Source organism: Enterobacter sp. RHBSTW-00994, assembly GCF_013782625.1.
Taxonomy (GTDB): Bacteria; Pseudomonadota; Gammaproteobacteria; order Enterobacterales; family Enterobacteriaceae; genus Enterobacter.
The window spans coordinates 1,991,270-2,012,446 of the sequence record NZ_CP056199.1; the positions used below are offsets into that span (position 1 = coordinate 1,991,270).

Consider the following 21,177-nt stretch of genomic DNA (forward strand, 5'->3'; position numbering starts at 1 on the left):
TAAAATGGCAAAAAAAACACTCCTTTTTGTTTTTTGCTTATTTTCCCGGCTTGTTTTTTCGGCGGATACTGTCAATGTTAATATAACGGGGAATATCGTTGCATCACCTTGTGTATTTAATGGAGGGAATAAGGCACTTAACGTTAATCTTGGTTCTATTCAGGCAATAAATATGGCCACGCCGATGTCGTCGTCGGAATCGGTTCCTTTTAAACTGGCGTTCACCCAATGTCCCATTTCTACTCAAAGTGTGACGGTGATTTTTGCAGGTGTCGCGGACACAACGGCTGGGGGAGATTATTATTTAAATCATGGAACGGCAACGCAGATTGCAATTGCGTTAACCGATTCTCGTACCCATCGCCTTAAAGGTGTCGGTTCCAGTATCACCCAAACAGTAGATAAGGACAGGTCTGTCTCTATTGCGATGCAGGCACGCGCCTATTCATCTGCTGGTCACGTCAGGCCTGGAACGATTAACGCAGTTGTGGTGTTGATAATTCAATATAATTGACCCGCAGTGGTTATCGAATAATAATATTTCCATTATGAGATGATATTATCCATGATTAATATTGTAATAAAAGAACCTAATGTTCTTTACCGTCACGGTCTGTACTGTTTTTTGGCGGATATTTTTTTTGATGAATTTCAACAAGGCACATGTTTTAGTATTGAACTTAACCCAGAGAGTATTTGTTGGGCTGATATTATCATACTCTCTGTACCACTTGAAGAATGTGAATCCTGCTTTTCTGAATTAAAGGCTCGGAAGACGGGGATAATAATAGTGTTGGTGAATGATGAGGGGGTGTCCATCCCGTCATGTTCTTTCTGCTTGCCGGGGAGTGTTTTTATTTCACGGAGGTTATCGCTAAATGAATTTAGAAAATGCTTACTGAGGGAATGGCGCAAAACGCAGTTACCTAATTATCAGTTGAGCAATAATTACTGCTGTAACTGTCAGTATCAGACATTATCATTACAACAATTGCGAATTATGAGCTCCTTATATAAAGGAAAATCGACCCTGGAGATTGCGAATGAATTGATGATCAGTAATAAAACGGTTTTTACCCATAAGTACCGGGTTATGAAGAAATTTGGTCTGCGTAGCGACGTCGAATTACGATTATTTCTTATCCGGTTGGCCGAAAAAAAGTTCTGCCCCATTATGTGCCGCGAGATCTCTGATGACGTTGTGGCAAAAATGGGCGTTTTTTGACCTGCCTCGCCCGGTCTTGTCAGGAAGAGGGCTGCTCAAAGCCCTCTGAAAGAACATGGCCTTATAACCATAAATGGATAATGGTTTATCCGTGGTAATACCCCTATAATCTCCATCCCTTTTCATGTCTTAAGTTTAAGCTGGAGGAAGCATGGAGCTTAGCCGGAGGCAGTTCTTCAAGATCTGCGCGGGCGGTATGGCAGGAACAACTGTTGCATCTCTCGGATTCTTATCATCTTTTTCTGTTCACGCAGAAACTCGTCAATACAAACTCTTAAAAGCAAAAGAGACGCGTAATAACTGTACCTACTGTTCAGTCGGTTGCGGCATGCTCATGTATAGCCTGGGCGACGATGCCAAAAACGTCAGGGAAAGTATTTATCACGTTGAAGGTGACCCGGACCATCCGGTCAGCCGGGGCTCATTGTGCCCGAAAGGGGCAGGGGTGCTGGATTACATTCACAGTGATAACCGTCTGCTGTATCCCGAATATCGCGCACCGGGGTCGGATAAGTGGCAGCGGATCTCCTGGGATGATGCCATTGAACGTATCGCCCGCCTGATGAAGGCGGATCGTGACGCCAATTTTATTGAGAAAAATGCACAAGGGTTAACCGTCAATCGCTGGACGACAACCGGAATGCTCTGCTCATCGGCGGCCAGCAACGAAACCGGTATTCTTGACGGTAAATTTACCCGGGCGCTGGGGATGACGGCCATCGACTGTCAGGCTCGTTTGTGTCATGGGCCGACGGTTGCCGCGCTGGCGCCAACTTTTGGTCGCGGGGCGATGACCAATAACTGGGTCGATATCAAAAATGCCAACGTGGTGCTGATCATGGGCGGTAACGCCGCAGAAGCGCATCCGGTCGGGTTTAAATGGGTGATTGAAGCCCAAACCAAAAATGATGCCACGGTGGTGGTGGTTGATCCACGTTTTAACCGCAGTGCTGCGGTTGCCGATCTTTACGCGCCGATCCGCGCAGGCTCTGATACAGCATTCCTGCTGGGCGCAATCCGCTACCTTATTGAGCATGATGCTATTCAGCACGAATATGTCCGGGCCTATACCAATGCCAGCCTGCTGATCCGCGAGGATTACACTTTCGACGACGGCCTGTTCAGTGGGTATGACGCCAACAAGCGCCAGTATGATAAATCAAGCTGGTTCTATCAGCTGGATGCGCAGGGGAATGCCCTGCGTGATGAGACACTCAGCCATCCACGCTGTGTGTGGAACCTGCTGAAGGCACATGTCGATCGTTATACGCCAGAGATGGTTAACCGCCTGTGCGGAACCTCCATCGCGGACTTTACCCGCATCTGCGACATTCTGGCCAGTACCAGCGTCCCCGATCGTACCGCAACCATTCTCTATGCTCTTGGCTGGACACACCATTCCGCAGGGGCGCAGATCATCCGAGCGGCAGCGATGCTGCAACTGTTGCTGGGAAACATTGGCATGGCGGGAGGCGGTGTCAACGCCCTGCGCGGCCACTCCAATATTCAGGGCTATACCGACCTGGGACTGCTCTCAACCAATCTACCGGGTTATATGCCTCTTCCGTCTGAAAAACAGCCGGACTATCAAACCTATATTTCGCAAATTACGCCGCCGTCACTGGGGCTGAATGAAGTGAACTACTGGCAAAACACGCCGAAATTTTTCATCAGCATGATGAAAAGTTTCTGGGGAGAGCATGCCACAGCGGAAAATAACTGGGGCTACGACTGGTTACCGAAGTGGGATCGCCTGTACGACGTGATGACCCAGGCTGAGCTGATGCTGGAAGGGAAAATTAACGGCTATATCGTGCAGGGCTTTAACCCGCTGGCGGCATTCCCGGACAAGAACAAGTCTTCCCGTGCGCTCGCAAAACTGAAATACATGGTGGTCATCGATCCGCTGGTCACTGAATCTTCAACGTTCTGGCAGCATCACGGTGAGATGAACGACGTGAACCCGGCGGATATTCAGACCGAAGTGTTCCGCCTGCCGTCATCCTGTTTTGCTGAAGAAGATGGGTCGATCGCGAACTCGGGGCGCTGGCTGCAGTGGCACTGGGCAGCGGCAGAACCGCCAGGAGAGGCGATGCATGACGGTAAGATTCTGGGCCGCCTGTTTATGCGCCTGCGTGAGTTGTACCAGCAGGAAGGCGGTGCAAATCCCGAGCCGGTGCTGAACATGTCGTGGGAGTATAAAAATCCCCGCGATCCGCACCCGGAAGAGATCGCCCGTGAAGCCAACGGTATCGCACTCGCCGATCTGTTCGATGACAAAGGTCAGTTGATTGCGAAAAAAGGTCAACAGCTCAGCAGCTTTGCACAGCTACGTGATGATGGTTCAACCAGCAGCTACTGCTGGGTGTACTGCGGTAGCTGGACGGAGCAGGGCAACCAGATGGCGAACCGTGATAACAGCGATCCGTATGGGCTGGGTTGCACGCCCGGCTGGGCGTGGTCGTGGCCTGCCAACCGTCGCATTCTGTATAACCGCGCATCGGCCGATCCCGCGGGTAAACCCTGGGATGCCAAACGCGCCTTGCTGCACTGGGACGGCAAAAAATGGTCCGGGATGGACGTGGCCGATTTCAATGCGTCTGCACCGGGGAGCCACGTAGGGCCGTTTATCATGAACCCGGAAGGGGTCGCACGCCTGTTCTCCATCGACAAAATGAACGACGGCCCGTTCCCGGAACACTACGAACCGATCGAATCGCCTATTGGTACTAACCCGCTGCACCCGAATGTGGTCTCCAGCCCTGTCGCCCGTATTTTCAGGGACGATATGGCCAATATGGGCAAAGCAGATGCGTTCCCGTATGTCGCGACAACCTATTCCATTACCGAACTTTTCCGCCACTGGACCAAGCATGCGCGGCTTAACGCGATTGCCCAGCCGGATCAGTTTATTGAGATCGGCGAAACGCTGGCTCAGGAAAAGGGCATTGTGGCCGGTGATACGGTGAAGGTGATGTCGAAACGCGGCTTTATCAAAGCTAAAGCGGTGGTCACCAAACGCCTGCAAACCCTGACTATTGATGGGCATCACGTTAACACTATCGGCATTCCGTGCCACTGGGGGTTCGAAGGGGCGACGCGCAAAGGCTTCCTGGCGAACACGCTGACGCCATCGGTAGGTGACGCAAACTCACAAACGCCTGAGTACAAGGCGTTTCTGGTTAACATCGAGAAGGCGTAAGGGAGGCCGCGTATGTCCATGCAATCACAAGATATTATTAAACGCTCGGCCACGAACAGCATGACGCCGCCACCTCAGGCGCGTGACTTCAGAGCAGAGGTCGCAAAACTTATCGATGTCTCCACCTGCATTGGCTGTAAAGGGTGTCAGGTGGCGTGTTCGGAGTGGAACGATATTCGCGATGACGTCGGGTATTGCGAAGGTGTTTACGACAATCCAATGGATTTGAGTGCTAAATCCTGGACGGTGATGCGCTTTAGCGAAACCACGCAAAACGACAAGCTGGAGTGGCTAATCCGCAAAGACGGCTGCATGCATTGTGCAGAGCCTGGCTGCCTGAAGGCCTGCCCGTCTGCGGGGGCGATCATCCAGTATGCCAACGGGATCGTGGATTTTCAGTCTGAACACTGTATTGGCTGTGGTTACTGTATCGCAGGCTGCCCGTTCAACATTCCGCGTCTTAACCCGGATGATAACCGTGTCTACAAGTGCACGCTCTGCGTCGACAGGGTCAGCGTCGGGCAAGAGCCTGCCTGCGTGAAAACCTGCCCGACCGGGGCGATTCATTTCGGGACTAAAAAAGAGATGCTGGAGCTGGGCGGATCTCGCGTTGAGCAGTTGAAAAAACGCGGTTACCACCACGCAGGCGTCTATAACCCGCAGGGTGTCGGTGGGACACACGTCATGTACGTGTTGCATCATGCTGACCAGCCGGAGCTGTACCACAATTTGCCCAATGAGCCGAAAATCGACGTGCCGGTGAATCTGTGGAAAGGGGTTCTTAAACCACTCTCTGCCGCCGGGTTTATCGCCACCTTTGCAGGGCTGATTTATCACTATATCGGTGTGGGGCCAAATAAAGAGACGGATGACGACGAAGAGGAGAACGATCATGAGTAAAAGCAAAATGATCCTGCGCACGACGTTTATCGATCGCGCGTGTCACTGGACAGTGGTGATCAGCTTCTTTCTGGTGTCGCTCTCCGGCATTGCGCTCTTTTTCCCAACGCTGCAATGGCTGACCGAAACCTTTGGCACACCGCAGATGGGGCGTATTTTGCACCCGTTTTTCGGCGTGCTGATCTTCGTCTTGCTGATGTTTATGTTTGTGCGTTTTGTGCATCACAACATTCCCGATAAACAGGATATTCCCTGGGTTAAAGGGATTGTTGAGGTGCTGAAAGGCAACGAACATAAAGTGGCGGATGTCGGTAAATATAATGCCGGTCAGAAGATGATGTTCTGGAGCATCATGAGCCTGATCTTCGTCCTGCTGGCGACGGGCATCATTATCTGGCGTCCCTGGTTTGCTCATTATTTCCCGGTCAAACTGGTGCGCTGGAGCCTGCTGATTCATGCCACGGCTGCCATCGTGCTGATTCACGCTATTCTGATCCACATCTATATGGCGTTCTGGGTGAAGGGCTCGATTACCGGCATGATTGAGGGCAAAGTCAGCCGTCGCTGGGCGAAGAAACACCATCCTCGCTGGTATCGTGAACTGGAAGCGAAAGAGAAGAGTCAGGAGTAGCAATACTGCCGGGTAGCAAGCGCTACCCGGCAAGCCCGTCAGACATTGACTGCGTTAATCAACCGCGTTTTCATCGTTTGGTAGCTGGACGCAGCAAAATCTTCAGCCCAGCGCTGGTCCTGAATCGCCTCCAGTTGTACCGCACAATATTTGGTTTCCGGCGTTTTGGAGATAGGGTCGAGATTGTCCTGCGTCAGTTCGTTACAGGCTCCAATCCACCACTGATACGTCATGTAAACCGCACCTGTATTGATGCGCTCGCTGATACTGGCGCGTGTAATGACTTTACCTCTGCGGGAACGCACCCACACCAGTTGTCCATCACGAATGCCAAGTTTTTCAGCATCTGCAGGGTTCATCTGGACCCGTCCTGGCTCGTCGGCCAGGCTTTGCAGCGCAGCACAGTTACCGGTCATGGAACGACAGGAGTAGTGACCCACTTCGCGGACGGTGCAAAGGACTAATGGATAGTCACTATCAGGGACTTCCGCAGGTGCACGCCAGGCGGCGGCAAAAAGCTGTCCTTTTCCGCTTGGGGTATCGAACTGGTTGTCTTTATACAAATACGGCGTGCCGGGATGATCAAGCGTTGGGCATGGCCACTGAACATGCCCCATCTCACCCATTTTTTCGTAAGTAACTCCGTAAAACAGTGGGCACAGGTCGCGCATCTCATCCCAGATCTGCTGGTTGGAGTCATAGTGCATTGGGTAGCCCATCTCGGTGGCGAGAAGGCTGATAATGTCCCAGTCACGCTTTACATTCCCGCTGGCTTCGATGGCTTGACCAAAACGCTGGAATCCGCGATCAGCGCAGGTGAAAACGCCGCCGTGTTCCCCCCAGGACGTTGCCGGAAGCAGTACGTCGGCCACTTCGGCCGTTTTGGTCATAAAGATGTCCTGCACGACCACGAAATCGAGCGCCTCAAAGCCGCTACGTACCAGACCAAGATCGGCCTCAGTCTGGAGCGGATCTTCGCCCATGATGTAATAGGCTTTGACCTTGCCTTCAAGTGCGAGATGAGGCACTTCGGTAATGCGTGTTCCGACGCGATCGTCCATTTTGCTGGCATCGATCCCCCAGGCATCGGCAAATTTCTGGCGAACATCCGGGTCGGTGACATCCTGATAGCCGGGGAACATATTGGGCAGAACGCCCATATCACACGCACCCTGAACGTTGTTCTGACCACGAACCGGGCCAACGCCGACTGCCGGGCGACCCAGATTGCCGGTGAGAAGCGCCAGGCTGGAAAGCCCTTTGACCACATCAACCGCCTGACCAAACTGGGTGACTCCCATGCCCCACATCACCGTAGCGGATGGGGCGGCTGCGAAGGTACGCATCGCCTGGCGCACATCTCTTGCCGGGATACCGGTCAGGTGCTCGACCTTCTCAGGCGCATAGTCTTTTACCGTCTGGCGATATGCGTCGAGCCCTTCGGCAAAGCGTGCCACATAGTTTTTATCGTACAACTCTTCTTCCAGCAGTACATAACCGAAGGCATTGACCAGCGCCATATTGCTGCCGTTTTTCAACTGGAGGTGTTGATCGGCAATGCGTGCCGTTTCAATCCTGCGAGGATCGCAGACAATGATTTTCGCCCCATTTTCACGGGCTTTAAGTACGCGTCTGGCGACAATAGGGTGTGAATCGGCACAGTTGTAACCAAACACCAACAGGCATTTTGAGTTTTCAATATCATTAATTGAGTTGCTCATCGCGCCATTGCCGAGAGTCTCCTGCAATCCGGCGACAGAGGGGCCGTGACACACGCGAGCGCAACAATCGACGTTGTTAGTATTCAATACCGCGCGGGCAAATTTCTGCATCACATAGTTGGTTTCGTTGCCCGTGCCTCTGGAGGAGCCGGTCGTCATGATCGACCGGGGGCCAAACTGTGCTTTGATGGCACTGAGCTTGCTTGCGGTATAGCGGATAGCTTCTTCCCAGGTGACCGGCGTGAAGGCATCACCTTTGTTATAGCGGATCATGGGTTGCGTTAAACGTGGGGTCAGGAGACGGGTGTCGTTGAGAAAATCCCAGCCGTAAAACCCTTTCAGGCACAACGTGCCCTGGTTGGTTACGCCATTTGCGGCCTCGGCACGGATAATACGGTTATTTTCAACGACAAGATTCAGTTTGCAGCCCGCACCGCAGTATGGGCAGACGCTTGCGATTTTTTTCATCAATAACAGACCTGTTAAGAAATGAAGTGATACGGCTCCGATAAGCCGGGAGCCGCATCATGAGATTCCATTGTATGAGCCAGCATTCTCTGACCAATCGTTTAAGCACGAATCATGCCAGTATTTAATTTATTAATTTTATTGAGAATTTTATGTCTGATGAAACCAGTCGACATGACACTCGACATAAATGACGATGTGAGGAATTGCACAAACAGGCGGCATAAAACCGCCGCTCAGGTTCGCATTAAAGTGAGGATGAATGTCTTACTGCTATACGGGTCGCGTTAAAGACCAATTGGCTGATAGCCTTGCCACTCTGGCCTGACCCGGCGGCCTGTCGCGTTCGGCGTAAGATGAACAAATAAATTACCAAGCTTTTCAAGTAACAGGCAGTCATCCACCTCTTTCAGGTTATCTTTGTGCTGCTGGTCGACACCGCAGAGCAGGGTTGACAGCGCCTTTTGTTTTGCCTCTTGCGCGCTGTCTGCGACAAAAAGGTCAAATTCATGTAATTCAGCCAGTGTGTCAGGGCGGTATCCGCCAGCATTCACAAAAAAGAGTTTTTTCGCTGATGGGGCTGGTTGGTCAGAGAGGGTGACGGAATAACCATCGGCCCAGGTGATACGGCTATAGCCATCAATGTGGATCTTATCCTTGTCACCAAACCACGCTTCCCGCAATGCCGGCCAGGCGTCTTCTGGCGTCTTTGCTGCAACAAACTGAATGTCATGGACTTCGATATTCGATTTTCCTGCGTTTCCGCCGACGTAAAACATGTACAGATTCATTACGATTCCCTGTTTTTGTTTAATCGATATATAAACAAATATACAGCGATGAATTCAATAACGGGAGTCGCTGGCGTGATAAAAAGGATCAAAAATGTCGATAATCTGATTATCCTTGAAAATACCAACTCACTGATTTTGATGAAATTAGCGGGGATAGCGCATTTTTTGCACCCTATCTCAAAAATAGGCATTTCCGATACATATTTTACTTTTCCCGAAAAAGCCTGCCTTTAGAATGTTAAATGCATTATTAATCAATGTATTGAACAATTAAATCCATTCCACCGAGCTGTCCTGACAGGGTCTATGCTTATTAAAAGTAGCCAAAAAGGGCGATTTAGCGGAAAGCCCCTGCTGTCAGGGGGTTGAAGTGATAATCGTTATCACTAACATGGTGTTTATGCCCTTGAGGCTCAACAGATGAGGTGGACCTATGGAATTGCATTCAGAAACCTTCAATCCCGCTGATTTTGCCTGGCGAGGTTTAACGCTCACGCCGGCGGCAGCTGCGCATATCCACGAGCTGGTGGCAAAAAAGCCCGAGCTTCTGGGCGTCCGTTTAGGCGTTAAGCAGACCGGTTGTGCCGGGTTCGGCTATGTGCTGGATACCGTCACTGAACCCGACAAAGACGATCTGGTGTTTGAAACCGACGGCGCAAAACTGTTCGTCGCGCTACAGGCGATGCCTTTTATCGACGGGACGGAGGTCGATTACGTGCGTGAAGGTTTAAACCAGTTATTCAAATTTCATAACCCGAAAGCCCAGAACGAATGCGGCTGCGGCGAAAGCTTTGGGGTATAGGCGGTACTATGTCTCGTAATACTGAAGCAACTGATGATGTCAACACCTGGAGCGGCGGACACCTCAACTACAAAGAGGGGTTCTTCACCCAACTGCAGACGGATGAACTGGCGAAAGGCATCAACGAAGATGTCGTCCGCGCGATTTCGGCAAAACGTAACGAGCCGGAATGGATGCTCGAGTTCCGTTTGAATGCTTTCCGGGCCTGGCTGGAGATGGAAGAGCCACACTGGCTGAAAGCGCATTACGACAAACTGAATTATCAGGATTACAGCTATTACTCCGCGCCATCCTGCGGCAGCTGTGATGATACTTGTGCCTCCCAGCCAGGAGCGGTACAGCAGACGGGGGCGAACGCCTTTTTAAGCAAAGAGGTTGAAGAGGCCTTCGAACAACTGGGCGTGCCGGTACGTGAAGGCCGAGAGGTGGCAGTTGATGCCATTTTTGACTCGGTCTCCGTCGCCACGACATACCGGGAAAAGCTGGCCGGGCAGGGGATCATATTCTGCTCCTTTGGCGAAGCGATTCATGATCACCCCGAACTGGTAAAGAAATATCTGGGTACGGTTGTGCCAGGCAATGACAACTTCTTCGCGGCGCTGAATGCCGCGGTTGCGTCTGATGGAACCTTTATCTACGTGCCAAAAGGAGTTCGTTGCCCGATGGAACTGTCGACCTATTTCCGCATTAATGCGGAAAAAACGGGCCAGTTCGAGCGCACGATCCTGATTGCCGATGAAGGCAGCTACGTCAGCTATATCGAAGGGTGTTCTGCCCCGGTTCGCGATAGCTACCAGCTCCATGCGGCAGTCGTTGAGGTAATCATTCACAAAGACGCTGAGGTGAAATACTCCACGGTGCAGAACTGGTTCCCTGGCGACGGCAATACCGGCGGTATTCTCAACTTCGTGACCAAGCGTGCGCTGTGTGAAGGTGAAAACAGCAAAATGTCCTGGACGCAGTCGGAAACGGGATCGGCCATTACCTGGAAATACCCAAGCTGTATTCTGCGTGGAGACAACTCCATCGGTGAGTTTTACTCGGTCGCCCTGACCAGTGGTCACCAGCAGGCGGATACCGGCACGAAAATGATCCACATTGGTAAAAACACCAAATCAACGATTATTTCGAAAGGGATCTCCGCCGGTCATAGCCAGAACAGTTACCGCGGGCTGGTGAAAATCATGCCGACGGCGACCAATGCCCGTAATTTTACCCAGTGTGATTCCATGCTGATTGGCCCGGACAGCGGGGCGCATACCTTCCCGTATGTTGAGTGCCGCAATAACAGCGCACAGCTTGAACACGAAGCGACAACATCGCGTATTGGTGAAGACCAGCTCTTCTACTGCCTGCAACGCGGTATCAGTGAAGAAGATGCGATTTCAATGATTGTGAACGGCTTCTGTAAGGATGTGTTCTCTGAACTGCCGCTGGAATTTGCCGTTGAAGCACAAAAACTCCTCGCCATTAGTCTTGAACACAGCGTCGGTTAAGGAAAGCACATGTTAAGTATTAAAGATTTACAGGTCAGCGTGGAAGATAAAGCAATTCTGCGTGGGCTCAATTTCGACATCCGTCCGGGTGAGGTTCACGCCATCATGGGGCCAAATGGCTCCGGGAAAAGTACGCTTTCAGCGACGCTGGCGGGGCGTGAAGATTATGAAGTGACCGGTGGAACGGTTGAGTTCAAAGGCAAAGATTTGCTGGAACTGTCACCGGAAGAGCGCGCGGGCGAAGGGATCTTTATGGCCTTCCAGTATCCGGTTGAGATCCCCGGCGTCAGTAATCAGTTCTTCCTGCAAACGGCGCTTAATGCCGTGCGCAAGTACCGCGGGCTGGATGAACTGGATCGCTTTGATTTCCAGGATCTGATGGAAGAGAAGATCAAGCTGCTCAAAATGCCGGAAGATTTGCTGACCCGTTCGGTCAACGTGGGGTTTTCTGGCGGGGAAAAGAAACGCAATGACATCCTTCAGATGGCCGTGCTTGAGCCTGAGCTCTGTATTCTCGATGAAACCGATTCAGGTCTCGATATCGATGCCCTGAAGATTGTCGCTGATGGCGTCAATTCGCTGCGCGATGGCAATCGTTCATTCGTTATCGTTACCCACTACCAGCGTATTCTTGACTACATCAAACCGGATTACGTCCACGTACTTTATCAGGGACGCATTGTGAAATCGGGGGATTTCACGCTGGTTAAACAACTGGAGGAGCAGGGTTATGGCTGGCTTACCGAACAGCAGTAATGCACTCCAGCAATGGCATCGCCTGTTTGAAACGCAGGGGGAAAGACGTTCTGAAGAGGCTCAACAGCATTTGCAACAGATGCTGCGCCTCGGCTTGCCGACGCGAAAACATGAAAACTGGAAATACACTCCGCTCGAGGGGCTGCTCAACCGACAGTTTGTGATGCGGCCAGCGAAGGTTGATCCGGCGTTGCGTGATGCTCTGTCACTCAGTGTGGATGCGGTGCGTCTGGTGTTTGTTGATGGGCAGTTCCACCCGGACTTAAGTGACAGCGTTGATGACTGCGGCTTTGACATCACCGTGAATGACGATCGCCAGTCGCTTTCCTCGCCGGTACAGTCGGAAGTGTTTCTGCATCTGACGGAAAGTCTGGCGCAACGTGTGACCCACATTCGTGTGAAGCGTAACCAGCGCCCGGTGAAACCGTTGCTGTTAATGCACATTACCCAGGGGCTGGAAGGTGAAGAGGTTAATACGGCGCACTATCGCCACCATCTTGATCTGGCCGAAGGGGCCGAAGCGACGATTATCGAGCATTACGTCAGCCTTAATGAAACCACGCACTTTACCGGTGCGCGTCTGACGATGAACGTGGCCGCCAATGCGCAGCTTCATCATATCAAGCTGGCCTTTGAAAACCCGGTAAGCCACCACTTCGCGCATAACGACATGATTCTGGCGGCGGATGCGGCAGCCTACAGCCACAGTTTTTTGCTCGGTGGCGCGGTTTTGCGACATAACACCAGTACGCAACTTAACGGTGAGAACACCACGCTGCGGATCAACAGCCTGGCGATGCCGGTGAACGCGGAAGTGTGCGATACCCGAACCTGGCTCGAGCACAATAAAGGCTACTGCAATAGCCGCCAGTTGCATAAAACCATCGTCAGCGATAAAGGCCGGGCGGTGTTTAACGGCCTGATCAACGTGGCGCAACACGCGATAAAGACCGACGGACAGATGACCAATAATAATCTGCTGTTAGGGCGTCTGGCGGAAGTGGACACAAAACCGCAACTGGAAATCTATGCCGATGATGTGAAATGTAGCCATGGCGCAACGATAGGGCGCATTGATGACGAACAGATGTTCTATCTGCGTTCGCGCGGCATCGATAAGCAGGCGGCACAGAAGATGATTATCTATGCCTTTGCCGCTGAACTGACGGAAGCGCTGAGTGATGGCGCGTTAAAGCAGCAGGTTCTGGCACGCATTGGTCAGCGCTTGCCTGGAGGCGAAGCATGAGTTTCCCCGTAGAGAAAGTACGGGCAGATTTCCCGGTTCTGACCCGTGAGGTGAATGGGCTGCCGCTGGCTTATCTTGACAGTGCGGCCAGCGCGCAGAAACCCAATCAGGTGATTGATGCGGAGGCCGCGTTTTATCGTCACGGCTATGCGGCTGTGCATCGCGGCATTCATACGTTGAGCGCCGAGGCGACGCAGCGTATGGAAAATGTGCGGACGCAGGTGGCCGCGTTTCTCAATGCGCGCTCACCTGAAGAGCTGGTATTTGTGCGCGGCACAACGGAAGGGATCAATCTGGTCGCAAACAGTTGGGGCAGTGCGCAGGTGCATGCGGGCGATAACATCATCATTACCCAGATGGAGCACCACGCCAACATTGTGCCGTGGCAGATGCTGTGCGAACGCGTGGGGGCGCAATTGCGGGTGATTCCGTTGAACGAAGACGGAACGTTACAGCTTGAGCAACTGGATGCGCTGCTGGATGAGCACACGCGACTGGTGGCGGTCACGCAGGTCTCTAATGTGCTGGGGACTGAAAACCCGGTGGCGGAGATCATCGAAAAAGCCCATCAGGCAGGGGCAAAAGTGCTGATCGATGGCGCGCAGGCGGTGATGCACCACACGACGGACGTGCAGGCGCTGGATTGCGATTTCTATGTTTTCTCCGGGCATAAGCTGTACGGGCCGACGGGTATCGGCGTGCTGTATGTCAAAGAGGAGATCTTGCAGGTCATGCCGCCCTGGGAAGGGGGCGGATCGATGATTGCTACCGTCAGCCTGACCGAAGGGACGACCTATGCACGTGCGCCGTGGCGCTTTGAAGCGGGAACGCCCAATACGGGGGGGATTATTGGGCTGGGGGCCGCCATTGAATATGTTTCTGCCATCGGTCTGGACACCATTCAGGAATACGAACAACTGCTGATGCATTATGCATTACAGGAGCTTGCCGGTGTGCCGGATCTCACCTTATACGGCCCCAGTGACCGCCAGGGTGTGATAGCGTTTAATCTGGGTAAGCACCACGCCTATGACGTGGGCAGTTTTCTCGATAACTACGGCGTGGCGGTCCGTACCGGGCATCATTGCGCCATGCCGCTGATGGCATTTTACCAGGTGCCGGCAATGTGCCGCGCGTCACTGGTGATGTATAACACAATGGAAGAGGTCGACAGGCTGGTGGCAGGGTTAAAACGCATTCACCAGTTGCTCGGTTAACGGAGAGGCAAGAAATGGCCGCACTGCCGGACAAAGAAAAATTACTGCGTAACTTTGGCCGTTGCGCAAACTGGGAAGAAAAGTATCTCTACATTATTGAGCTGGGGCAACGCTTACCGGCGCTCAGTGAAGAGGCTCATAACCCGGACAATATTATTCAGGGCTGCCAGAGCCAGGTGTGGATCGTTATGCACCAGAACGAAGAGGGTGCGATTGAACTAGAAGGTGACAGCGATGCTGCCATCGTCAAAGGGCTTATTGCTGTCGTGTTCATCCTTTATCACCAGATGTCTTCGCAGGATATCGCGGCGTTTGATGTCCGCCCGTGGTTTGAAAAAATGGCACTGACACAGCACTTAACGCCTTCACGCTCCCAAGGACTGGAAGCGATGATTCGCGCAATTCGCACCAAAGCGGCAATCCTTAGCTAGACTCAATAGACAGCATTCATTCTGTTTCGCGAGGTGGTTCCCGCCTCGCTGGTTTTTCAGCTTTCTGGCGTTCTGTCAGTGAATAAGGAATCTCAGCATGAAGCGCGCGTCTCTTATTACGTTATTACTCCTCGGTGCTCTTGGCACACTTAATTCGGCCAGTGCGGTTGAATATCCATTACCTCCTGCAGGTAGCCGTCTTATTGGTCAAAATCAAACCTACACTATTCAGGAAGGGGACAAAAATTTACAGGCGATTGCTCGCCGGTTTAATACGGCGGCTCAGGTGATCCTTGAAACCAATAATACCATTGCGCCTGTTTATCCGGCTCCGGGAACGGTGATCACCATCCCTTCGCAAATGCTGCTACCGGATACACCGCGCGAGGGGATTGTGGTGAATCTTGCAGAACTGCGACTCTATTACTTCCCGCCAGGTGAAAACAGCGTGCAGGTCTATCCGCTGGGTATTGGACAACTGGGGCTTGAGACCCCGGTGACGACGACCCGCGTGAGTCAGAAAATCCCCAACCCAACATGGACACCGACAGCGGGTATCAGAGCCCGCTCACTGGCTCAGGGCATCAAATTGCCGCCCGTAGTACCCGCCGGCCCCAATAACCCGCTGGGGCGCTTTGCGCTGCGTCTGGGGATAGGGAATGGGGAATATCTTATTCACGGAACCAGTGCACCGGACAGCGTAGGGTTGAGAGTCAGCTCGGGTTGCATGCGCATGAACGCTGCAGATATCAAAGCGCTGTTCGAGCAGGCGCACGTGGGGACACGAGTGCAGATCATCAACGAGCCGGTGAAATTCTCTGTTGAACCAGATGGTAAACGCTATGTTGAGGTTCATCGCCCACTGGCGCAGGTTGAAGGTGAAAACCCGCAGACAACGCCTATTTCGCACTCCACGGGCTTTGCTTCGTTTGTGTCTGATGAAGGGAGCGACAAAGCGCTAATCAACAAAGCGCTGTCTCGCCGGGCAGGGATCCCTGTTGTCGTCTCTGAGGGAAACGGACTATCAGCCAGTAATGCGGTGTTGTCGGTGCAGAACAGTCGGGTTTCAGTAGCGGTAGCAGAAGGTGAGAGCGAGGCGGTAACGCAGTAACGGTTTTGTCAGGGTAAAAAAAATGGCGCACAATGTGCGCCATTTTATTAACAGGTACTATTACTTACGGTATTTAGTAGCCTGGTTGTCCAGACGCTGGTTAGCGCGAGCTGCGTCGTCTTTAGCAGCTTGAACGTCGGAACGGATTGCGTTCACGTCGTTGCTCAGCTGGTCAACTTTAGCGTTCAGAGTCTGAACGTCAGAAGACAGCTGATCGATTTTAGCGTTGCTGGAGCAACCTGCCAGCAGAGTAGAACCCAGGATTACCGCGCCCAGTACCAGTTTAGTACGATTCATTATTAATACCCTCTAGATTGAGTTAATCTCCATGTAGCGTTACAAGTATTACACAAAGTTTTTTATGTTGAGAATATTTTTTTGATGGGAATACGCCTATTTTTGATCGTTCGCTCAAAGAAACATCGAATCTGACCATTTCGGCCAAAAAGCCATGTTAAAAAAGACAATTTTCATCGGATTCATCTTAGATAAATCGCTATTAAATAGAAAAACCCGATTTGCTTTTTGAATAAATATGGCTAATGCCAGTAATAAAAAAAGCGCCCCGAAGGACGCTTTTTATCAGAAATAATTCGTTCAGTAATGATTACAGTACGTGAACAGATGCCGTATTGGTTGTACCACTTGGAACCAGAGCACCAGAAACCATCACCACAACATCACCTTTCTGTGCCAGACCGCTTTCCAGCGCCAGCTCTTTACCCTGAATGTAGAAATCGTCAGTAGAAGCGATCTCTTTCACCAGGTGAGCAACAATACCTTTGCTCAGAACCAGCTGACGAGCAGTGGTTTCGTTGGTGGTCAGCGCCAGGATGGTCGCATCCGGGAAGTATTTACGTACTGCACGTGCAGATTTACCGCCCTGAGTCGCAACAACAATCAGTGGTGCGTCCAGTTTCTCAGCAGTTTCTACTGCACCACGGCACACTGCTTCGGTGATACGCAGTTTACGGCTGTCGTTGTTGAAGTCCAGACGGCTGGTCATCACGCGGTCGGTACGTTCGCAGATGGTTGCCATGATGGTAACGGCTTCCAGCGGGTATTTACCTTTTGCGGATTCGCCAGACAGCATAACGGCATCAGTACCGTCGAGGATGGCGTTAGCCACGTCGCCTGCTTCAGCGCGGGTTGGACGTGGGTTTTTGATCATGGAATCCAGCATCTGCGTTGCAGTGATAACCACTTTACGCGCGCGAACACATTTCTCGATCATCATCTTCTGCGCGAAGATCACTTCTTCTACCGGGATTTCAACACCCAGGTCGCCACGAGCAACCATGATGCCGTCAGATGCTTCGAGGATTTCGTCGAAGTTGTTCAGACCTTCCTGGTTTTCAATTTTGGAGATGATCTGGATCTTCTCGCCGCCGTGTGCTTTCAGATGCTCACGGATTTCAACCACGTCAGAACGTTTACGGATGAAAGAGGCCGCAACGAAATCAACGCCTTGTTCGCAACCGAAGATCAGGTCTTGTTTGTCTTTTTCAGCCAGTGCTGGCAGCGCGATGGACACACCCGGCAGGTTAACGCCTTTGTTTTCGCCCAGGTCGCCGTTGTTCAGTACTTTACAAACAACGTTTTTGCCTTCGATAGCGGTGACTTCCATACCGATCAGGCCGTCATCCACCAGAACGGTGTTGCCTACGGACAGATCGCTGGTGAAGCCTTCATAGGTTACCGCAACGATTTCGTTGTTGCCGATAACAGACTTGTCAGTGGTGAAAGTGAAGGTCTGGCCCGCTTTCAGGGAGACGTCGTTACCGCCTTCCAGTTTGATGGTGCGGATTTCAGGACCTTTGGTGTCGAGCAGGATAGCGGCTTTTTTGCCGGTTTTGCTCATCACGTTGCGCAAGTTCTGGATACGCTGACCGTGTTCAGCATAGTCGCCGTGTGAGAAGTTCAGACGCATAACGTTCATGCCGGCGTCCAGCATTTTGGTCAGCATCTCTTCAGATTCGGTTTTCGGGCCGATGGTACAAACAATTTTCGTCTTTTTCATGACAGTCTTAGTCTTTAAGTTGGGAAGGATATGGAAATCTCGCTCCGGGGGCGCACCGCCGCGGAGTCAAACCTGTGTTGCGAAAGAGTCTGTGACACGCACTAAGGATAGGTGACATCAAATGAGCGTGCAGAAGAAAGTGTGCCTGAGTTTCAGCCCAACGGAGGAGAGGAGAAGTTGTACGTTGTTTTTTGTATTCCAAGCGCTGAAACCATTCACCAGGGATTAGGCGCGCATTATACGCTGATTTTATGCTAAAAGGAAAATGAAAACAGCGTTTCAAAAATAATCTGTGCAGATTCACATAAGATTGTTATCAAGGCGTTAAGGCGTGATGACATATTAGGGCGGCAGACGTAAAGCCTGCCACCGTTTGCTTAGTTTTTCAGCGCTTGCTCAAGATCGGCGATCAAGTCTTTGACATCTTCGATACCCACCGAAAGCCGGATAAGCTGCGGCACAATACCGTTTGCCAGTCGTTGTTCAAGAGGGATTGAAGCGTGGGTCATGCTGTAGGGCTGGCTGACCAGGCTTTCCACGCCTCCCAGGCTTTCCGCAAGGGTGAAGAGCGTCAGTTTGCGGATGATCTCCGTTGCGCGTTGCGCATCGCCTTTCACGACCACCGAAATCATTCCGCCGGGCAGGGCCATTTGCGTGCGGGCAAGCTGATATTGTGGATGCGATTCCAGCCATGGGAACCACACTTTCTCCACCTGCGGGTGCTGTTCCAGCCATTGCGCAATGGCCAGCGCGTTAGCACTGTGTTTTTCGATCCGCAGTGCGAGGGTGCGAATGCCGCGTAAGGTCAGGAAACTGCTAAACGGATCCAGCACCCCGCCAACGGCGTTTTGCAGATAGCCCAGTTTATCGGCCAGAGCCGGGTTGTCGCCGACAACCGCCAGCCCGGCAACCACATCTGAATGGCCATTGAGGTATTTGGTGGCGGAGTGCACTACGATATCAAAACCCGATTCCAGCGGGCGATGGATAACCGGGGAGGCAAAGGTATTGTCGGCCACGCTGATGACATTATGACGACGGGCGATTGCGGCAATGGCGGCAAGATCGGCCAGTTTAAGCAGCGGATTGGTCGGGGTTTCCACCCAGATCATTCGTGTGTCAGGCCGGATGGCAGCGTCCAGCGCCGTGACATCACCCGGTTTGACCCAACTGACCTGCAAGCCGGTACTGCGTTTGCGCACATTCTCAATCAGCCGGTATGTGCCGCCATAGACATCGTCAATCGCGACAATATGGCTGTCTTTATCCAGCAACTCCAGAACTGTCGAGATCGCAGCCAGACCGGATGCAAAGGCATATCCGCGTGTACCGCTTTCCAGTTCGGCAATGGCCGTTTCCAGCGCGTGACGGGTAGGGTTGCCACTGCGGGAATATTCGTACCCGGTGTGCTCACCCGGTGAGGGTTGCGCAAACGTCGACGTGGCGTAAATCGGCGGCATTACCGCCCCGTGTTGATCGTTAAATTCGCCGCTGTGTACACTCAGTGTGGCCAGATTCTTCATGTTTTTTTTCCTTTATTGTTGTAGACGGTTACGCCAGGCCGTCAGAACGTCACTGCGCGTAATCAGGCCGAGAAAACGGTCATTGTCGTTAATCACCGCCACCAGACCGCGGTCAAAAATGGCATTCAGGGCGCTTTCCGGCGCATGTTTATCGAGAAATTCGACCTGGCGCGCCATCGCCTCTGTCACCGGGAGGGAGAAGCGATCGCCATCGCCGCCAATGTGGCGCAACAGGTCCCATTCATCGATGATGCCGACAACCTTGCCGTTTTCCAGTACCGGAAGTTGCGAGATATCGTACAGGCGCATGCGCCCAAGAACGGTCGACAGGGTGTCATCCGGTGCGGCGGTGACGGTTGCGCCTTCGTCATGGCGCAGGGCAATGTAGTCCGAGAGATCGCCCGTCTGAGGGCGCGAGATAAGTCCCTGCTGGCGCATCCAGTCGTCGTTGAACATTTTCGACAAGTACTTATTCCCGCTGTCACAGGCGAAGGTGACGACACGTTTAGGCGTGGTCTGGGCCTGACAGTACTTAAGGGCGGCTGCCAGCAGCGTTCCGCTTGAGGACCCTGCCAGAATCCCCTCTGTCTTGAGCAGTTCACGCGCGGTGGTAAAAGCTTCACGATCGGTGATCCGCCAGGCATGATTCACCCCTTCAATGTGCGCCAGTGGCGGGATAAAGTCTTCGCCAATCCCTTCCACCAGCCAGGAGCCTGCGCCCTGGTGGCGGCCAGTCTCAACCTGATCGGCCAGAACAGAGCCTGCCGGATCGGCCAGCACAAACTCCGTCTGTGGGGAGTGTTCTGCAAACCAGGCCTGTAATCCGCCCAGCGTACCGCCTGAACCAACTCCAACCACAATGGCGTCAATATGGCCGTCAAGCTGGGCAAAGAGTTCGGGGGCAGTCGTGGTGCGGTGTGCCAGCGGGTTGGCTTCGTTGTTGAACTGATCGATATAAAACGCCCCAGGCAGTTCATTTGCCAGACGCTGGGCGTAATCCTGGTAATATGCGGGATGGCCTTTATTGACGTCAGATCGGGTCAGTACCACCTGAGCGCCCAGGGCCCGCAGGTGGAAAATCTTCTCGCGGCTCATCTTGTCGGGGACGACAAGAATCAATGAATACCCTTTTTGCGCGGCAATCAGCGCCAGTCCCAGCCCCGTGTTTCCGGCCGTGGCCTCAATAATGGTTCCACCAGGCTGCAGTAAGCCAAGACGTTCGGCTTCGTTAATCATCGACAGGGCGACACGATCTTTAATCGATCCACCTGGGTTTTGGTTTTCCAGTTTCAGAAATAATGAACAAGGGCCGGTATCCAGTTTGTGGAGCTGAATCAGCGGAGTGTGACCGATCAATTCGGTCACAGAATGATAAATCGCCATGAAGTTTTCCTCTCAGAAGGTCATGGCGGGATGATAGTGCCGTGAAATTTTCGCAATAAAGAACGTTTCACTGCCTTTTAGAACAGAAAGGAATATTAATGGCGATTTCGGATGTAAGGATAGCAAGACGTAAAGTTGTCTGGATGTAGGGATGTCTATATCGGCATAAAATGCGGTAAAAATAGCCATTTTTATCCCCTCGGTCCCGCGATATTCCCATCTGGCAGATAATCATTGCTGAAAAAGTACTA

Annotated in this window: 18 protein-coding genes; 12 read left to right on the forward strand and 6 right to left on the reverse strand. The window is 52.3% G+C overall.

Annotated elements, in window-relative coordinates:
* Positions 1 to 4 precede the first annotated feature (4 nt).
* The 5 genes from HV346_RS09555 to fdnI all read left to right on the forward strand — a co-directional run bounded on the left by HV346_RS09555 (position 5) and on the right by fdnI (position 5,958).
* The gene (locus HV346_RS09555) at positions 5 to 514 is read left to right on the forward strand and encodes a fimbrial protein (protein WP_181623250.1); all 510 of its coding nucleotides are present in this window, start codon (positions 5 to 7) and stop codon (positions 512 to 514) included.
* A gap of 51 nt (positions 515 to 565) precedes the next feature.
* Positions 566 to 1,225 carry a LuxR family transcriptional regulator gene (locus HV346_RS09560; protein WP_181623251.1) on the forward strand — a complete coding sequence of 220 codons (660 nt, stop codon included), beginning with the start codon at positions 566 to 568 and terminating at the stop codon, positions 1,223 to 1,225.
* A gap of 151 nt (positions 1,226 to 1,376) precedes the next feature.
* Positions 1,377 to 4,427: a formate dehydrogenase-N subunit alpha gene (gene fdnG, locus HV346_RS09565; protein WP_181623252.1), complete on the forward strand. Its 3,051-nt coding sequence runs from the start codon at positions 1,377 to 1,379 to the stop codon at positions 4,425 to 4,427.
* A gap of 12 nt (positions 4,428 to 4,439) precedes the next feature.
* Complete coding sequence (gene fdxH / locus HV346_RS09570; RefSeq protein ID WP_181623253.1) at positions 4,440 to 5,327, forward strand: formate dehydrogenase subunit beta; 888 nt, start codon at positions 4,440 to 4,442, stop codon at positions 5,325 to 5,327.
* A complete protein-coding gene (gene fdnI / locus HV346_RS09575) occupies positions 5,320 to 5,958 on the forward strand; it encodes a formate dehydrogenase-N subunit gamma (RefSeq protein ID WP_181623254.1) in 639 nt (212 codons plus the stop codon). Before fdxH ends, fdnI begins: the two co-directional genes overlap by 8 nt.
* Positions 5,959 to 5,996: 38 nt before the next feature.
* Here the strand turns inward: fdnI and fdhF are convergent, their stop codons facing one another.
* Together fdhF and HV346_RS09585 are read right to left on the reverse strand one after the other, a co-directional pair.
* The gene (gene fdhF / locus HV346_RS09580; protein WP_181623255.1) at positions 5,997 to 8,147 is read right to left on the reverse strand and encodes a formate dehydrogenase subunit alpha; all 2,151 of its coding nucleotides are present in this window, start codon (positions 8,145 to 8,147) and stop codon (positions 5,997 to 5,999) included.
* 287 nt (positions 8,148 to 8,434) lie between these two features.
* Positions 8,435 to 8,938: a DUF1543 domain-containing protein gene (locus HV346_RS09585; RefSeq protein ID WP_181623256.1), complete on the reverse strand. Its 504-nt coding sequence runs from the start codon at positions 8,936 to 8,938 to the stop codon at positions 8,435 to 8,437.
* A 436-nt stretch (positions 8,939 to 9,374) separates the two neighbouring features.
* Here HV346_RS09585 and sufA point away from each other — a divergent pair, with 436 nt between their 5' ends.
* The 7 genes from sufA to HV346_RS09620 all read left to right on the forward strand — a co-directional run bounded on the left by sufA (position 9,375) and on the right by HV346_RS09620 (position 16,000).
* Positions 9,375 to 9,743, forward strand: a complete 369-nt coding sequence (gene sufA, locus HV346_RS09590; RefSeq protein ID WP_181623257.1) for a Fe-S cluster assembly scaffold SufA — start codon at positions 9,375 to 9,377, stop codon at positions 9,741 to 9,743.
* A gap of 8 nt (positions 9,744 to 9,751) precedes the next feature.
* A complete protein-coding gene (sufB, locus tag HV346_RS09595; protein ID WP_181623258.1) occupies positions 9,752 to 11,239 on the forward strand; it encodes a Fe-S cluster assembly protein SufB in 1,488 nt (495 codons plus the stop codon).
* 9 nt (positions 11,240 to 11,248) lie between these two features.
* Complete coding sequence (gene sufC, locus HV346_RS09600) at positions 11,249 to 11,995, forward strand: Fe-S cluster assembly ATPase SufC (protein WP_181623259.1); 747 nt, start codon at positions 11,249 to 11,251, stop codon at positions 11,993 to 11,995.
* Positions 11,970 to 13,241 (forward strand): Fe-S cluster assembly protein SufD, encoded by a 1,272-nt coding sequence (sufD, locus tag HV346_RS09605; protein ID WP_181623260.1) that lies wholly within the window; start codon positions 11,970 to 11,972, stop codon positions 13,239 to 13,241. The genes sufC and sufD overlap by 26 nt, the downstream gene beginning before the upstream one ends.
* Entirely contained in the window at positions 13,238 to 14,458 is a 1,221-nt protein-coding gene (sufS, locus tag HV346_RS09610) for a cysteine desulfurase SufS (RefSeq protein ID WP_181623261.1), read from the forward strand. Before sufD ends, sufS begins: the two co-directional genes overlap by 4 nt.
* Positions 14,459 to 14,472: 14 nt before the next feature.
* The gene (gene sufE / locus HV346_RS09615) at positions 14,473 to 14,889 is read left to right on the forward strand and encodes a cysteine desulfuration protein SufE (RefSeq protein WP_181623262.1); all 417 of its coding nucleotides are present in this window, start codon (positions 14,473 to 14,475) and stop codon (positions 14,887 to 14,889) included.
* 97 nt (positions 14,890 to 14,986) lie between these two features.
* On the forward strand, positions 14,987 to 16,000 hold the full coding sequence (locus tag HV346_RS09620; RefSeq protein WP_181623263.1) for a L,D-transpeptidase family protein: 1,014 nt from the start codon (positions 14,987 to 14,989) through the stop codon (positions 15,998 to 16,000).
* Between the two features lie 60 nt (positions 16,001 to 16,060).
* Here HV346_RS09620 and lpp read toward each other — a convergent pair whose 3' ends face one another.
* The 4 genes from lpp to HV346_RS09640 all read right to left on the reverse strand — a co-directional run bounded on the left by lpp (position 16,061) and on the right by HV346_RS09640 (position 20,926).
* Complete coding sequence (gene lpp / locus HV346_RS09625; protein ID WP_010430241.1) at positions 16,061 to 16,297, reverse strand: murein lipoprotein Lpp; 237 nt, start codon at positions 16,295 to 16,297, stop codon at positions 16,061 to 16,063.
* A gap of 310 nt (positions 16,298 to 16,607) precedes the next feature.
* Complete coding sequence (gene pykF, locus HV346_RS09630; protein WP_181623264.1) at positions 16,608 to 18,020, reverse strand: pyruvate kinase PykF; 1,413 nt, start codon at positions 18,018 to 18,020, stop codon at positions 16,608 to 16,610.
* Between the two features lie 377 nt (positions 18,021 to 18,397).
* Positions 18,398 to 19,543: a PLP-dependent aspartate aminotransferase family protein gene (locus HV346_RS09635; RefSeq protein ID WP_181623265.1), complete on the reverse strand. Its 1,146-nt coding sequence runs from the start codon at positions 19,541 to 19,543 to the stop codon at positions 18,398 to 18,400.
* A gap of 12 nt (positions 19,544 to 19,555) precedes the next feature.
* Entirely contained in the window at positions 19,556 to 20,926 is a 1,371-nt protein-coding gene (locus HV346_RS09640; RefSeq protein WP_181623266.1) for a cystathionine beta-synthase, read from the reverse strand.
* Positions 20,927 to 21,177: the final 251 nt, after the last annotated feature.